Here is a 15,142-nt window from a genome sequence, read left to right as displayed (position 1 = left end):
GAAACGCCCGGTCCCTTTCCGAACCCGGTTAGCTAAGCCCGCCCGCGCTGATGGTACTGCACCTGGGAGGGTGTGGGAGAGTAGGTTACCGCCGGCCTATAACTTCATTTTCTTGTGTGTGGTGGGTTCCATTATTCCCGTTGTTGGGGGTGGTGGTACCCACCACACTCTTTTTTGTGCACCCCCACACAACAAACAAACAGGGATGGTTGTGTGTGGGTGGTGACCGATTCTGGCCAACAGAGACACCACACAAAAGTATTTGCAGCGCTTGGTAATCGTCTAAAATGCCGCGTTCCCGCGCATAACGCCTAGCCCTGCGAATGCAACGCCGACGGCGAGCGTCCACAACAGATACTTTGCGCATCGTGCGTACCTGCGCTCTTTGAGCAGCATTCCTGCTTCTTTGGCGAGCGTTGACCATGTAGAGAGCGCACCAGCAAACCCCGTTCCAATGAACACCGCCCACAAAGGCGCCATTGCGACTGTAAATCCGAGGACCATGGATGCAGCAGCGTTGGCAGTGAAGGTGCCCTTGCGCGGTGGGAGGGCGGAACTAATCCACCACCGTGCGGCGCCGCCTAACGTGCCGCCAAAGAACACTGCAGGGATAGCAATTGGGTCAATAAACACTATCGATCACCTGCCTCCTTGCGATCACGCATGGTGTCGCCAGCCCACCAGCCAGCGATGCAGAAGACAACACTGGAGAGTACGTAGATGAACGCAGTGATTGCAGTCGTTTGCGATGCGGCGACGGTGAGGGCGGAGAACGTCGTGAAGCCTCCGAGGAAACCTGTGCCGAGTAATGGGCCTGGTCGGAAGTAACCCATTGCGTAGCTGCCTAAGACGTTGATGCCAAGCGTGACCAGAAAAGCGTAATGCGGTGCTGCAGGCAGCACCGCAAGGAGTCCCGCTGTAAGCACGTAGCGTGTAAGTGCTCCCGTGCCAGCTCCGACGCCTACCGCGAGGGGCTCATTCGACTCAATGTTTTGTAATTGCACACCAGAAGTCTACTAGTGCGCTTACTCCCAATTCATGCCTTGCTGCTTTACAAATACTGCAACCTCCTCGGGGCTACGGCGAAGCTTCGGATCGAATTTGAGGTACTCGCGAGTCTCACGGGCGACGAGCCCGGAAAGCAGCAGTAGGCCGATGAGATTCGGGATTGCCATGAGGCCGTTCGCCAGGTCGGAGAACGTCCATACGAGTTCGAGGTGCGTGGTGGCGCCGAGGAACGCTACGGAGGTAAAGAACATCTTGTATGGCAATGAAGCCCACTGGCCGAAGAGAGCGGTTGCGGCGCGTTCGCCGTAGTAGGACCAGCCCAGGATCGTAGAGAATGCGAAGAAGATGAGGGAAACGGAGACGATGTCGCCGCCCCAGGTGCCTGGCAGGACCGTCGAGAAGCCGCGTGCGGTCATGACTGCTGCCTCGTCGCGTCCCATGTCCCAGGTCCCGGAGGTTACGATGACAAGGCCGGTGATGGTAACAACGATCAGGGTGTCAATGAACGTCTGGGTCATGGATACCAGCGCTTGGCGGGTGGGGTGCTGGGTCTTCGCTGCCGCAGCGGCGATTGCTGCGGAGCCCATGCCGGACTCGTTGGAGAAGATGCCGCGGGCAACACCGAACTGGATTGCCATCATGATGGTGGAGCCGACGAAGCCACCGGTCGCGGCTGAGCCGGTGAACGCGTCGTGGAAGATGAGAGAGATAGCTGCAGGGATCTGGTCTGCCATCAAAGCGAGTGCGACGATGCCGCCACCGACGTAGAGAACAATCATCAGGGGGACGAATGCTGCGGTGATCTTGCCGATGCCTTCAATACCACCCAAGATGGCTGCGCCGACGCCAATGAAGATCAGGATGCCGGAGACAGTAGGTTCGATGCCGAATGCTTCCTGCATGCCTGCAGCGATGGAATTGCCTTGAGTGAGGTTACCGATGCCGAAAGACGCGAAGATAGTAAAGAGCATGAACGCGACCGCGAGCACGGACCCCAGCGGGCCCGGGATTCCGCGGCGGAGGTACTCGTGTGGTCCGCCTTGTTGGCGTCCTTTGTCGTCGGTGGTGCGGAAGCGGACGCCGAGGTAGGCCTCGGAGTATTTCGACGCCATACCGACGATGCCTGTGACCCAGATCCAGAGCAGGGAGCCCGGCCCACCGATCGAGATCGCGGTGGCTACGCCGACGATGTTGCCGGTGCCGACTGTTGCGGCGAGGGCCGTCGTTAAGGCCTGGTAGTTGCTGATGTCGCCGGAGCCTTCTTCATTCTTATCGACGAACGCGTGGCGGGTCGCGCGACCGAGCGTGCGGAACTGGATGCCACCCATTCGGACGGTCAGGAAGAGGCCCGTGCCGAGCAGCAGCGGGATGAGCAGGAATGGGCCCCAGACGAACGAGGCAATCGTACCGAGGGTTTCGTTGAGTTGCGCAGCCATCGTGATCCTTTCGCAATAGGGTGTGGGCCAGGTTACCTTTCTCCCGATAACGTGATTGAGATAATAGACACATAACCTTCCGTGTGTACACGGTTTGTACGATTTTTCTGGCGGAAGTTTCCAAAAAAGGGAAAGATGGGTGTGAACGTATTCGAAAGGATGTTGTCGTATGGCTCATGAACGTGCTGGCCAGATTGCCCGCCCGGAAGATTTGATCGATATCGCGTCGTTGGTGACTGCTTACTACACCCGTGATGTAGACCCGCACAATCCTGACCAGCAGGTGGTGTTTGGTACCTCTGGTCACCGTGGTTCTTCGCTGGATAACGCGTTTAATGAGGTGCATATTCTGGCGACCACGCAGGCGATTGTCGACTACCGTCGTGAGCAAAACATTGGCGGTCCGGTCTTCATCGGGCGCGATACGCACGCGTTGTCTGAGCCGGCGATGGTCTCCGCGCTTGAGGTGCTGTTTGGCAATGGGGTTGAGGTGCTTGTTGACGCCGCTGGGCGTTACACACCGACTCCGGCGGTGTCGCACGCAATCTTGTCGCACAACGCGAAGCTTTCTGGCGGGGTCACGGGTACTGATCCGAAGCGCGCGGACGGCATTGTGATTACGCCGTCGCACAATCCCCCGCGTGATGGTGGTTTCAAGTACAACCCGCCGTCGGGTGGTCCGGCTGACACGGACGCGACTGACTGGATTGCGAAGCGGGCGAACGAGTACATCGCAAACGGTTTGGAGGGCGTGAAGCGCTCCGCGGCGTCTGGTGTGCTCGATGAGCGTGCGCAGCGCTACGACTACCTGAATAACTACATCAATGACTTGCCGAACGTCGTCGACATTGCGGCGATTCGTGAATCCGGTCTGAGCATCGGCGCAGATCCGATGGGCGGAGCGAGCGTCGATTATTGGGGTGCAATCGCTGAGAAGCACGGCCTGAATATGACCGTGGTGAACCCGGAGGTCGATCCGACCTGGCGTTTCATGACGCTCGACACTGATGGCAAGATTCGCATGGACTGCTCCTCGCCGGACTCGATGGCGTCGCTGGTGCACAATCGTGACAAGTATGACATCGCTACCGGCAACGACGCTGACTCGGACCGCCACGGGATCGTCACGCCGGACGCCGGCCTGATGAACCCGAACCACTACCTCGCCGTCGCGATTGAGTACCTGTTCTCACATCGCGAGGGCTGGGCGGACAACACCGCGGTTGGCAAGACGCTGGTGTCCTCGTCGATGATTGACCGCGTTGTGGCGTCGCTCGGGCGCACGCTCGTTGAGGTCCCGGTTGGCTTTAAGTGGTTCGTGCCAGGGCTTATCGACGGCACCGTTGGTTTCGGCGGCGAAGAATCCGCGGGTGCGTCCTTCCTGCGGAAGGATGGCACGGTGTGGTCGACTGATAAGGACGGCCTGATTCTGGATCTGCTCGCGGCGGAGATTACAGCTGTGACGGGGAAGACGCCGTCGCAACGCTACGCTGAGCTCGCTGAGAAGTTCGGCTCCCCGGCATACGCTCGTATCGATGCTCCGGCGAACCGCGAGCAGAAGGCGACGCTGAAGGCGCTCTCCCCGGAGCAAGTCACCGCGACCGAGCTGGCTGGTGAACCAATCACCGCGAAGCTGACCGAGGCACCAGGCAACGGTGCACCGATTGGCGGCCTGAAGGTCACCACGGAAAACGCCTGGTTCGCGGCGCGACCATCGGGTACGGAGGACAAGTACAAGATTTACGCCGAGAGTTTCAAGGGCAAGGAGCATTTGGCGCAGGTGCAGCAGGCTGCGAAGGAGCTTGTTGCGCAGGTGCTCGGATAGAATGACCAATCGTGACTGAGACACACGAGACCAAACAGGCAAGAGGCAAGCTGCTGGAAATCGCGTCGGCTGCGGCGCGATTTGGGCTGGCGGCTGTGTGGATTGTCGCCGGGTGGACGAAGATCGGCGCCCACATGGAAGTGGCGCAAAATATCATTGCGTACGAGATTTTCACCCATGAGTGGTCGAATATTTTGGCGCAGTGGATCGGACCGTTGGAGCTCGCCGGTGGGCTGCTCCTGCTGGCTGGCATCAAGCTGCGCGAATGCGGCTGGGTCTCGATCGGGGTCCTGGTGTTGTTCATCATCGGGATGTACTCGGCGTGGTCGCGAGGGCTGGTCATCGACTGTGGGTGCTTTGGCCCGCAGCCGTCAGATGAGGGCACGAACCTCATTGAGACGATCCTGCGTGACTTTGTCTTGATCGCGGCGACCTTGTTCATGATTTATGTGCCGTACAAGAAGTTTGCGATTTATCCATAGCCTCATCCAGCGATTAAGCTGTTGGGCAATTTCCAACGTCAAGGAGTAAATACGTGACTACCCGTAAGGTGAAGAACCCGAACGAGAAGAACGGTGCAGGGTTCATCTGGGCAATCGTTGCAGTGATCGCGATCGCGGCGCTTGTGATCGGCCTGATTTTCGTCAACGGCAAGAAGGGCCGCGAGGCAGCCATGGCCGAGAACATGATTGACACCACTGGCATCACTGTGAGCTGGAACGAGGACGACCACTTCATTCGCCTCGCAGCCGAAGGTGTCGACGACGCGCCGATGGCAGAGCTCTACGAGGACTTTTCGTGCCCACACTGTGCAGATCTGGCGGTAGCGACGGATGAGCAGATGCTCGAGAAGCTGCGTGAGGGCAAGATCGAAGTTGAGCTGCGCCCGATGGTGACGCTCGATGGCCTGACCAATGGCCACTCCACGATGGGGCTGGCTGCGGAGCTGGCACTCGTCGCTAATGATGAGCCGGCGGCGATGATGAACCTCCGCGACCACCTGATGGTGAATCAGAGGGACGTGTACTCGAAGGTGACCGACGACGACCTCGCTGACCTGGCCCGCGACTACGGCGCGAGCGACAAGGCGGTACAGGACATCCGCGATAAGACCTATTACGATGCGGCGCGCGCAATGTCGAACGGCAACATGAAGCTGCAGGAAGAGCGCGCCGGTGAGGCGTGGACTCCGCGCGTCATGGTTGACGGCAAGGACGTTGAAGGCGAGATCGACAACTGGGTCGATACCGTCGCGAACAGCTAATTGTATGTCCGCGTGGGGCCTGGCTGCATGATTTGTGGCCAGGCTCTCTCCACGTGTATGGTGATGAAAGCTCGAAAGAGTTCAAGGGGCTATGGCGCAGTTGGTAGCGCACCACACTGGCAGTGTGGGGGTCACGGGTTCGAATCCCGTTAGCTCCACAAGAGAAGAAACTCCCCATTGGTTTGATTGCAAAACCGATGGGGAGCTTTTTGCTGTTATGAAAGGTAACTGGTCCCCCGATTGAGGGTGTGAGGTTGTATTTCTGCGAAATTTACAGTGATGCAGATTACTTCAGAACTTAATCGTGACTGAATTGTGTCTGAGTCATGCTAGCTTAAGGAATGGTCATATTTTTCCATCTTGATGCTGTTTTGGTCTAGGAGGGCCAATGAAATCACCAACATATAAGAGCATCTTGGGGTTCTTGCTGACATTCCTATTGGTGTTTACGGGAGGTACTGCGCCGGATGCGCGAGCCTTCCAAAACGCTGATGTAATGTACCTGACCTTCACCCCGGATCCTGCGGTTGAAAAGCCGCTTACCACCTACCGTGTGGATTACTGGGCGCAGGGCTATAACAAGCAGCGGCAGATGTTCTCAAGTGTCTTGCCTAATGGCGACCTGTACGCGACTATCGCAACAGACGAACACCCCTTAAATTTCCAGGTGTATCGTACAGATACGCTTTCGCTCCAGCAGGACGAGCAGGAAAACCGCATATGGGAGTCCGCAGTCTTTGAGGGCGTACAGACCGGTAACTCGGTGTATGCAAAGGCAGACGCATGCTCCTTCAGCTATAAGCCCGATGGGCCGTTCCGCACTGGAGCGCAGTGCGCATTGCAGGTGAGCTTCACCCCTGATCCTGCTGTCCCAGAAAGCGAGTACAACCTTTGGGTTTGGTACGGAGAGAATGACGGAACGTCAGTTCCCTTTACTGGAAAGAATGGGGCTGGGCAGCTTACTGCGGAAATCCCGACCGTTGCTGGGCACGACAAGGTCAACTTGATTGTGCGTCGCTCGACTGCAGAGCAGGAGTGGGCGTGGCAATCGAAGGATCTGCGCGATATCCCCACAACGGGACATGTAACTATTGGCACCGACAGCAGCTACGAGTTCATTCCTGCAGAGGAACCGAATGGGTTGCCAACGAAGGTTTCGCTCACCGTGCACTATGTGCGGCACGACAACAACTACGAAAACTGGAATGTGTGGACCTGGTTGCCGGATGAGGGTGGGCATAGGGTAGATTTCACGGATGATCACACTGCTACCATCACGCACGAAAACCCCAAGGGGATCGAGAAAGTTGGTCTTGTAGTGCGGCGCTCGGATCCTGGTAATGAGTGGGCGTCGAAGAATAGTCCTGATGACCTTTATGTTTCGGACTTCCCGGATGGAAAAGCCGAAATCTGGCTAGTTGAGGGTGACTCCACGATTTATTACTCTAAGGACGACGTGCCACCGGCGCCTGAGAACAAGTGCTCTGCGTTGCATTCGAAAGAGTTCAACGAGAAGTATTTTTACGACGGCGAGCTCGGTGCGATCTACAGCCCGGATAAGACCACGTTTAGGGTCTGGGCACCAACGGCAAAGTCGGTAGAATTCGTGAACTACTCCGACAACGCTGCTGTAACTCCGATGACGCAGGGCGAGCGTGGAACCTGGGAGCTCACCATCGATGGTGACCAGCAAGGACTGGAGTACCGTTACCGCCTGGCGTTCGACGACGGAACAGTCAACGAAGCTGTCGACCCGTACGCGCGGGCGGTGACAGCGAACGGAACACGCACCGTAGTCATCGATGCGGAGAAGACTGTCCCCAACAACTGGGACGGTAAGCGGATGGCACCTTTCTCTTCGATGAAAGACGCCATCATTTACGAGGCGCATGTGCGTGACCTGACCATCGGGCTTGACAATGGCATCACAAATAAGGGGAAGTTCCTGGGGCTGACCGAAGCCGGGACCAAGACGCAGGCGGGTAACCTGTCCGGCTTGGATTACCTGAAGTCCCTGGGCGTCACCCACGTGCAGCTGCTGCCGATTTACGACTTTGGGTCCGTGGATGAGACCGGCGACTTGTCGTTTAACGCACAGTACAACTGGGGCTACGACCCACAGAATTACAACGTTCCTGAGGGCTCCTATTCGACGGACCCCCAGGACCCAACCGCGCGCATTGTGGAGCTGAAGTCCATGATCTCAACGCTGCACGACAACGATATTCGGGTCATTATGGACGTGGTGTACAACCACGTATACACCCCGGAGGACTCGCCACTGCAGCAGACGGTTCCCAACTACTTCTTCCGGATGGATTCTAACTGTAACTTCTTTGACGGGACCGGCGTCGGCAATGAAACTGCTTCAGAGCAGCTGATGATGCGCAAGTACATCGTTGACTCTGTGACGTACTGGGCAAAGAACTATGGAATCGATGGGTTCCGTTTCGACCTTATGGGGATCCATGACGTTGAGACGATGAACGCCGTGCGTGAAGCTCTCAATGAGATTGATCCGTCGATCGTCATTCTCGGTGAAGGCTGGGAAATGGGGAACCATCCAGCTGGCGTACTTGGCGCGAACCAGAAGAACGCCAAAAAACTGCCTGGCATTGCCTTCTTCAATGATCAATACCGCGACACCGTCAAGGGCGATAACTTCGAGCTGACACACACCGGCTTCATCAACGGCGCGAACCAGGAACACCGTTCGTGGGATCTGCTGAACAACATTAAGGGTGCCCAGCACGTGCGGGACTACCTAGGCCCGGAGCAGTCCGTGGTGTACAACGAGGCCCACGACAACTACACGATGTTCGACAAGCTCAAGGGCAGCATGCCGCACGCCTCTGATGGAGAGATCGCAAAGCGGCACACGCTGGGTACCGCCACGCAGTACTTGGCGAACGGAGCAGTGTTTATCCACGCAGGGCAAGAGTTCCTGCGCACGAAGTCGGGTGACCATAACTCGTATAAGTCGCCCGACGCAGTCAACGTATTCGACTATGACAGGGCAGCACAGTTCGCAAAGGAAGTGCAGTTATTCCGCGATCTGAACGCGTTCCGCAAGCAGTACGATTTCATGCGCCTACCGAGCTATGGGGCGATCAACAACAAGTACACTCATGAAATCACTGCGGGAGCAGACAGCATCAACACGAATCACGTGGGCTACACCGTGAAGGATGCATTTGCCGGGGATGTTGATGCCTTTGTGTACGTAAACGCTGCGACCGAACCATGGCAGGCCCCACTGCCTGTCGGCGAGTATGAAGTGATGATTCAGGGGATGGACGTCTACGACGAACCGCAGGCTCTTTCCTCGGACGGAGAAGTTGCTGTTCCGCCGTTGAGTATCATGCTGCTGCGCGAGACCCCTGATCCTGAGCCGTCGCCGGAGCCGACGACGAGCGAGGAGCCGAGCACGACTGCCAAGCCGGAGCCGACTACGACGGTGAAGCCGGAGCTGACGACGAGCGAGGAGCCGAGCACGACTGTCAAGCCGGAGCCGACTACGACCGCGAAGCCGGAGCCCACGACGACGGTGAAGCCGGAGCCGAGCGTGAAGCCGAGCACGACTGCCAAGCCGGAGCCGACTACGACAGTGAAGTCGAGCACGACCGCGAAGCCGGACCCGACGACGACGGTGAAGAGTTCTACAATGGCAGTGCCGTCACCGAGCACGTCTGTCAAGCCAACCACGTCTACAAAGTCGGAGCCGACGACGGTGCAGCCGGAGCCGACGACGAGCGAGGAGCCGACCACGACCGAAAAGCCGGAGCCGAGCACGACAGTGAAGCCGAGCACGACCGCGAAGTCGGAGCCCACGACGACGGTGAAGCCGGAGCCGAGCGTGAAGCCGAACCCGACTACGAGCGAGGAGCCGACCACGACCGAAAAGCCGGAGCCGAGCACGAGCGTGGAGACTTCTACAAAGGCACTGCCGTCACCGAGTGTGTCTGCCAAGCCGACCACGTCTGCCAAGCCGGAGCCGACTACGACGGTGAAGCCGGCGCCGAGCACGACGGTGAAGCCGAGCACGAGTGTAAAACCAAAGCCGAGTTCGTCTGTCAAGCCGGAGCCGAGCACGAGCGTGGAGACTTCTACAAAGGCACTGCCGTCACCGAGTGTGTCTGCCAAGCCGACCACGTCTGCCAAGCCGACGCCAACCACGAGCGTTAAGCTTGACTCGAGCAGTAATTCAAGTTCCGAGTCACGTGGAATATGCTCCAGCGATTCTTCCAGCCAAAGTAGTAAGGCGGACAATCGGAGCAGCACTGGCGCAGCTGTCTGTGGAGTGGTCTTTACCGGGCTCTTGCTGATCGCACTGGGTATCCTTGCCACAGTGACCCCGGTGAAGGACCAAATCGATCGGTGGTTGCGTAGTCTGTGATGCAATGTATTACCTAGGGACGGCAACCTAGGTAGTACTTATTAACGTGCTTTCTTCCCGCTCGCTTGAAGGAGAGGCTATTTCCTCAGGAGAGCGGGAAGGTCCTCTGTATGCATTTGCCTCGCATTAAACGCACGGTATAAGCTGACTCCTACGCGTGTTTTAGCGTGCGCGGGGCTATGGCGCAGTTGGTAGCGCACCACACTGGCAGTGTGGGGGTCACGGGTTCGAATCCCGTTAGCTCCACAGAAAAGACCGCAGGTTGCTTAGGACCTGCGGTTTTTGTGTTCCCGGACCGGCGCCGTCACCGCGACGCGTTCGCCGTTGCGCAGCGTGAACTCCAGCCGGTAGGCGTGCAGGAACATCCGCTGCGCGCCCGTGCGTGAGCCGTACGCGCGGTCGCCGACGATAGGGTGGCCCTCGTGGGCGGCGTGTACGCGGATTTGGTGGTGTCGCCCAGTAATGAGCTCGGCCTCGACGAGCGTGTTCGGACCGCGGTTTTCCACGCGGCGGAATCGTGTGTGGGCGTCGTCGCCGTCGGCACGTACGACCATGGTTTTTGGTGTTCGCGCGATCGGGGCCTTTGCGTCGCGCGCGCCCGCCCAGCGTCCCTCCACGACCGCGCGGTAGATGCGGACCACGTCCTGCTCGCGGAAGGCTCGTTGCAGGTGGCGCAGCTCCGCGTGATTCAGCGCGATCAGCAGCGCCCCGGACGTCTCCTTATCGATGCGGTGCGCAAGCTCAGCGTCGGGGTACACGTCACGGATGCGCTCGATAACGCCGCGCCGCGTCCCGGTCCCCGCATGCACCGGCACCCCCGCAGGTTTGTTGATTACCAGTGCTGTCGGCCCCTCCCACAGCACCTCAAACCCGTGGCTCTTACTTTTCGACGCCCTCTTCGCTTCCTGACAGAACTCACCCGGCAACGTGATCGCGTCCCCAGCCCGGACGCGGTAATCCTGCTTGATACGTTTCTGGTTGACACGCAGCGCCCCCTTGCGTGCGAGCTTGAACAGCATGGTCGCCGGGCACGTGGTGTAGCTGGCGAGGAACTTGTGTATCCGCCGCCCGTCGTGGTCCTCCGGGACCGTGATCGCTGAGTATCCGGGTGGGGGAATGTAGGTGGTCATGGCTGGCACCATAGCAAGGTGCTAGTACTGGTGCCATGTATCCAACATCGTTCGCTACCGTCGAGACGCAGGTCGGAACACTGACGGTTGTCGTTTCGCCCCGCGGAGTGCGCCGGATTGCGCTACCGAGCGACGACGCTGAGCGTGCAATCCGGGAAACCGGCGCACGCCCCGGCCCGATCGGCCCCGTCCGCGGGCAGCTCGAGGAGTACTTCGCCGGGACACGAACGTCTTTCGATGCCCCGCTCGACCTTGAGGGCCTCCCGCCGTTCCGGACGAAGGTGCTGGGCGCGCTCCAACACGTGCCGTTCGGCGAGGTGACGACGTATAAGGGGCTAGCGGTGGACGTCGATAATCCGGGGGCGGTGCGTGCCGTCGGCACTGCGTGCGCGCGCAACCCGCTGCCGCTGCTCATTCCGTGTCACCGGGTCGTGCGTAGCGACGGCCACCTCGGGCGCTACCGTGGTGGGGAAGACATGAAGCGATTCTTGCTTGCATTGGAGGGCCACCTTGAGTGATTTCAGTAAGCGTTGTACCGCGCCGGGCCAGGCGAGCAGCGAGGCCGCCGGCCTGCGCTGGCTGCGCGAGGGCAGCGAGGCAGTCGTGGAGGTCCGCGGCGTGGACGAGGAGCAGCGGACGCTGCGAATAGAACGTGTCGAGACCGTGCGGCCCACTCGTGACGCGGCGCGCCGGGCGGGGGAGGAGCTGGCGAAGATCCACGCGATGGGCGCTGAAGCCTTCGGTGCGCCGCCGACCGGGTGGGACGGCCCGAACTTCATCGGCAGGGTAGAGCAGGACTGCGTGCCGGAGCAGCGGTGGGCGAAGTTTTATACCGAGCAGCGGGTGCTGCCGTTTGCGCGGGCTGCACATGTGGCGGGAAATATTTCGAAGCAGCAGCTAGAGCTCGTGGAACGCGCCTGCGCTGCGCTCGTTGAGGAGGATGAGGACGCCCCGCTGGCGCGTATCCACGGGGATCTTTGGGCGGGCAACCTGCTCTTCGACGAGTCGGGCCCGCGGTTCATTGACCCGGCGGCGCACAGTGGACACCCGCTGACAGACATCGCCATGCTGGCACTGTTCGGCGCACCGTTTTTGGAAGACATTGTCGAGGGCTACGAGTCTCGTGCCAGCCTGGGCTCGGGCTGGCGTCGGCGCATCCCGATTCACCAGCTTCACCCGCTGGCCGTGCACGCGTTGACGCATGGCCCGGCGTACGCGGGTGAGCTCGCCAACGCCGCGCAAGCGACGTTAGACCTGACGGCTTAAGCCTTCCACCAGGAGGAATCTGGCCCTGGCGGCAGGTGTCGTTTGTGCTGGCCGATGCGCCACAGGTGCTCGATGCGTTCCGCCGCCGCGGACGGAACGGGCTTGCCTTCGAGGTAGTCGTCGATGTGCTGGTAGGTCACGCCGAGTGCTTCCTCGTCGGGCAGCGCCGGGCGGTCCTCTTCCAGGTCGGCGGTGGGGACTTTCTCCCAGAGGCGAGGGTCGGCGCCGAGCTCGCGGAGGAGAGCTGCGCCTTGGCGTTTGTTGAGGCCGGCGAGGGGGGTGAGGTCTGCGGCGCCGTCGCCAAACTTGGTGAAGAAACCGGTGACGTTTTCCGCCGCGTGGTCAGTGCCGATGACCAGGAGGTTGCGCTCGCCGGCAAGCGCGTACTGCGCCACCATTCGAAGGCGGGCTTTCACGTTGCCCTTGTTGAAGTCGCTGAGGGGCGCCCCCAACGCACCGGCGACCTCATCGCTGAGCGCCTTCGTGGCAGGAGCAATGTCAACGGTCACCGTCTCATCCGGTTCGATGAAGCGGAGCGCCAACTGGGCGTCGTCCTCGTCGACTTGGACACCGTGGGGGAGGCGGACGGCGAGGAAGTGGGCGTCGACACCCGAGTCCCGCAGCCGCTCGACAGCGATCTGTGCGAGGCGACCTGCGAGCGTCGAGTCCTGGCCCCCGGAAATGCCGAGTACGAAACCGGCTGAGGAGGCTGCGCGGGCATAGTCGCAGAGGAATGCGACGCGACGCTCGATTTCTCGCGCGGGATCAATCGAAGGTTGGACCCCGAGCGTGTCGATGATCTCTTGCTGTTTGCTGCTAACTTGCGGTGAATCTGGCCGAGACATAGGAACCAGCGTACCCACGGTGCATATTGGTATGCATGCAACAACTCACCACTGCCCAACGAAGCTACGTCCGGAAAGTTGCGGGCGTCGCCGCGCTGGGCGGGCTGCTCTTCGGCTACGACACCGGCGTGATGAGCGGCGCGCTGCTCTACATCACCCCCGAATTCCAGCTCACGCCAGGGCAAGAAGGGCTTGTGACCTCGATGTTGCTCGTCGGCGCAGCAGTCGGCGCGCTCAGCAGCGGGTCGGTCGCGGACAGGCTCGGGCGCAAACGCACCTTAATAATGGGCGGCCTCGTGTTCATTGCGGGCTCGCTGTGGTGCGCGCTTGCGGGGTCGGTGGAAGCACTCGCGGCGGCCCGAACGTTCTTAGGGGTCGGCGTCGGCGGAGTGTCTATCGTGGCGCCGATGTACATCTCGGAGATGGTGCCCGCCCGGGTGCGCGGCAAGATGGTGTCACTGAACACGCTGATGATTGTGGTGGGGCAGCTGCTCGCGTACTCCGTGAACTCCGCACTCGCCTCGACCGGCAGCTGGCAGCTGATGCTTGGACTCGCCGCAGTGCCTGGAGCCGCGCTGGCCATCGGCATGGCATTCCTGCCTGAAACGCCCTTGTGGCTCGCCCGCCACCAGCGTATCGACGCAGCCCTCACCATCGGCGACCGAGTCGGCATGACCCGTGAAGAACTCACCCTCGAAACCACCGAAGACGCCGAGCTTCGCGCCCAGCGCGGCGGCGAGTGGGCCCGCCTGCGTAACGTTCGATGGCTACGCATGACCGTGCTGATCGCCGCGCTGCTCGGCATCACGCAGCAGGTCACCGGTGTGAACGCCATCGTCTACTTCGCGCCAACGATGATGAACAAAGTCGGCCTCTCCACCGAAAACGCCGTCTACACCTCCATGGTGATCGGGCTCGTCTCCGTCGTCGCGTGCTGGGTCGGACTGCAGGTCATCGACAGGATCGGCCGCAAACGACTACTGCTCATCGGCCTGAGCGGCAACGTCATCTTCCTCTTCGCGCTCACGCTCACATACCGTGCCGCGGAAAACAACGCCGCACTCGCGTGGGTCTCACTCGCCTGCATGGCGCTGTTCATCGCGTCGCAGCAAGCAGCAGTCTCGCCCACGACCTGGCTGCTCATCTCCGAGCTGGTCCCGCCACAAATCCGCGGCGCCGGCATGGGCCTCGCAGGACTCGCACTGTGGGTCATGAACTGGATCGTCGCCCAGTTCTTCCTCCCACTTGTCGACGCCCTCTCCGCCACCGCCACCTTCTCCATCTTCATCATCTGTGGCATCCTTGCAGCAGGATTCGTCCGCTACTTCGTCCCCGAAACAATGAACCGGAGTCTGGACGAAGTGGCGTCGGAAATGGAGCAACGCTACACCAAGTAGCACCGGCGTTTTGGTTTCCCCACGTGATGGGGTAATATAACGCGACGTGTCGCGACCAGACTGTTTCCAGTGGTCGCACGAAGATGAAGATCCTCGATTAGAAAGGAGCGCCCGATGAAGGTCCGCAAGTCGCTTCGGTCGCTGAAGAACAAGCCGGGCGCCCAGGTTGTGCGCCGCCGTGGCAAGGTTTACGTCCTGAACAAGAAGGAGCCACGCTTCAAGGCTCGTCAGGGCTAATTCAGCACTCGTGAAAACCCGCACCTCGTGTGCGGGTTTTTTCGTGCCCGGGGCACTAGGGTGGTGGAGGTGAAACGAGCATGCTGCGCCCTCCTCGCCGTGACCGCCCTCGGGGCCTGCGGGACACCCACTAACGAGGGTTAAGCGACAAAATGTGTGCTTTTCTCGGCGTGTCGACTTAAGTGACAAAATGTGTGCTTTTTCAGGGGTTGGGATGGGTGGGTTGTGGGGTGTTGTGCTGGGGTTATGAGCGTCCTGCCCAGCCGTGTCGGATGGCCCAGGAGGGGTTGAAGTCGGTGTCGATGCCGGTGTCGTAGACTTTCGGCCGGCCGTCGGGT

13 protein-coding genes, 2 tRNA genes and 1 rRNA gene are annotated in these 15,142 nt (G+C 60.1%); 11 read left to right on the top strand and 5 right to left on the bottom strand.

The window, feature by feature from the left end:
- Positions 1-97, top strand: a 5S ribosomal RNA gene (rrf, locus tag BJP06_RS11660); the annotation flags it as partial.
- Positions 98-282: 185 nt separating this feature from the next.
- On the opposite strand, the gene BJP06_RS11655 is transcribed toward rrf, so the two are convergent.
- Genes BJP06_RS11655 through BJP06_RS11645 form a run of 3 tightly spaced genes read right to left on the bottom strand, consistent with a single transcriptional unit; the run spans position 283 to position 2,444 of the window.
- Positions 283-633, bottom strand: a complete 351-nt coding sequence (locus tag BJP06_RS11655; RefSeq protein WP_255365858.1) for a CrcB family protein — start codon at positions 631-633, stop codon at positions 283-285.
- Entirely contained in the window at positions 633-1,004 is a 372-nt protein-coding gene (locus tag BJP06_RS11650) for a CrcB family protein (RefSeq protein WP_255365857.1), read from the bottom strand. The genes BJP06_RS11655 and BJP06_RS11650 overlap by 1 nt, the downstream gene beginning before the upstream one ends.
- 21 nt (positions 1,005-1,025) lie before the next feature.
- Positions 1,026-2,444: a sodium:alanine symporter family protein gene (locus BJP06_RS11645; protein ID WP_071573953.1), complete on the bottom strand. Its 1,419-nt coding sequence runs from the start codon at positions 2,442-2,444 to the stop codon at positions 1,026-1,028.
- 169 nt (positions 2,445-2,613) lie between these two features.
- On the opposite strand from BJP06_RS11645, the gene pgm reads away from it, so the two are divergent.
- The 6 genes from pgm (at position 2,614) to BJP06_RS11615 (ending at position 10,175) form a co-directional block, all read left to right on the top strand.
- Complete coding sequence (pgm, locus tag BJP06_RS11640; RefSeq protein ID WP_070478262.1) at positions 2,614-4,269, top strand: phosphoglucomutase (alpha-D-glucose-1,6-bisphosphate-dependent); 1,656 nt, start codon at positions 2,614-2,616, stop codon at positions 4,267-4,269.
- 11 nt (positions 4,270-4,280) lie between these two features.
- The gene (locus BJP06_RS11635; protein ID WP_070361965.1) at positions 4,281-4,751 is read left to right on the top strand and encodes a MauE/DoxX family redox-associated membrane protein; all 471 of its coding nucleotides are present in this window, start codon (positions 4,281-4,283) and stop codon (positions 4,749-4,751) included.
- Positions 4,752-4,804: 53 nt separating this feature from the next.
- The gene (locus BJP06_RS11630) at positions 4,805-5,533 is read left to right on the top strand and encodes a DsbA family protein (protein ID WP_071573952.1); all 729 of its coding nucleotides are present in this window, start codon (positions 4,805-4,807) and stop codon (positions 5,531-5,533) included.
- Positions 5,534-5,618: 85 nt separating this feature from the next.
- Positions 5,619-5,691 (top strand) — tRNA-Ala (locus BJP06_RS11625).
- 230 nt (positions 5,692-5,921) lie between these two features.
- The gene (pulA, locus tag BJP06_RS11620; protein WP_218161325.1) at positions 5,922-9,929 is read left to right on the top strand and encodes a type I pullulanase; all 4,008 of its coding nucleotides are present in this window, start codon (positions 5,922-5,924) and stop codon (positions 9,927-9,929) included.
- A gap of 173 nt (positions 9,930-10,102) precedes the next feature.
- A tRNA-Ala gene (locus tag BJP06_RS11615) sits at positions 10,103-10,175 on the top strand.
- Positions 10,176-10,195: 20 nt separating this feature from the next.
- Here the strand turns inward: BJP06_RS11615 and BJP06_RS11610 are convergent.
- Positions 10,196-11,059 (bottom strand): RluA family pseudouridine synthase, encoded by an 864-nt coding sequence (locus BJP06_RS11610; protein WP_071573950.1) that lies wholly within the window; start codon positions 11,057-11,059, stop codon positions 10,196-10,198.
- A gap of 35 nt (positions 11,060-11,094) precedes the next feature.
- On the opposite strand from BJP06_RS11610, the gene BJP06_RS11605 reads away from it, so the two are divergent.
- Positions 11,095-11,577, top strand: coding sequence for a methylated-DNA--[protein]-cysteine S-methyltransferase (locus tag BJP06_RS11605; protein WP_071573949.1), 483 nt, complete (start codon positions 11,095-11,097; stop codon positions 11,575-11,577).
- A complete protein-coding gene (locus BJP06_RS11600) occupies positions 11,570-12,325 on the top strand; it encodes a fructosamine kinase family protein (protein WP_071573948.1) in 756 nt (251 codons plus the stop codon). Before BJP06_RS11605 ends, BJP06_RS11600 begins: the two co-directional genes overlap by 8 nt.
- Here the strand turns inward: BJP06_RS11600 and nadE are convergent.
- Positions 12,322-13,170, bottom strand: coding sequence for an ammonia-dependent NAD(+) synthetase (nadE, locus tag BJP06_RS11595; RefSeq protein WP_071573947.1), 849 nt, complete (start codon positions 13,168-13,170; stop codon positions 12,322-12,324). The genes BJP06_RS11600 and nadE overlap by 4 nt on opposite strands.
- A gap of 35 nt (positions 13,171-13,205) precedes the next feature.
- Here nadE and BJP06_RS11590 point away from each other — a divergent pair, with 35 nt between their 5' ends.
- Together BJP06_RS11590 and ykgO are read left to right on the top strand one after the other, a co-directional pair.
- Positions 13,206-14,567, top strand: coding sequence for a sugar porter family MFS transporter (locus BJP06_RS11590; protein WP_071573946.1), 1,362 nt, complete (start codon positions 13,206-13,208; stop codon positions 14,565-14,567).
- Between the two features lie 114 nt (positions 14,568-14,681).
- Positions 14,682-14,804: a type B 50S ribosomal protein L36 gene (gene ykgO / locus BJP06_RS11585; RefSeq protein ID WP_018020497.1), complete on the top strand. Its 123-nt coding sequence runs from the start codon at positions 14,682-14,684 to the stop codon at positions 14,802-14,804.
- The last annotated feature ends 338 nt before the right edge of the window (positions 14,805-15,142 follow it).

This window comes from Corynebacterium sp. NML120713 (assembly GCF_001875735.1).
Taxonomy (GTDB): domain Bacteria; phylum Actinomycetota; class Actinomycetes; order Mycobacteriales; family Mycobacteriaceae; genus Corynebacterium; species Corynebacterium pseudogenitalium.
The sequence above is the reverse complement of the archived record's forward strand: the minus strand, read 5'-3'. Positions and strand labels throughout refer to the sequence as shown.